Here is a 359-nt window from a genome sequence, read left to right as displayed (position 1 = left end):
GTCGCGGCCGACTACTACATGGAGCCGCAGATCGTGATCAACGATTCGCCGATCGGCGGGATCGGCAGCATGATCGGCGGGCTGATCGGCAACAGCGCGGTGGCGGCGGTGGCGGGCCACCTGCAGACGAAGGCGTCGGTGGTGACGCTGACGCTGTTCGACGTGCGCTCGGCGGTGCAGATCGCGGCGTCGGAAGGCAGCTCGACGGCGACCAACTACGGCGCGGCGCTGGGCGGCTTCGGCGGCGGGGTGGGCGGCGCGCTGGCGGGCTTCTCGTCGACGCCGGAAGGCAAGGCGACGGTCGTCGCGTTCATCGACGCGTACAACAAGATGGTCGTCGCGCTGCGCAGCTACAAGGC

Annotated in this window: 1 pseudogene; it reads left to right on the top strand. The window is 69.9% G+C overall.

The window, feature by feature from the left end:
* Window positions 1-359: pseudogene (locus tag HWX07_RS36800) on the top strand (hypothetical protein); the annotation flags it as partial.

Source organism: Burkholderia sp. BCC0097, assembly GCF_902832985.1.
In the GTDB taxonomy this organism is placed as follows: domain Bacteria; phylum Pseudomonadota; class Gammaproteobacteria; order Burkholderiales; family Burkholderiaceae; genus Burkholderia; species Burkholderia orbicola.
This window is presented reverse-complemented; position numbering and strand designations above follow the sequence as displayed.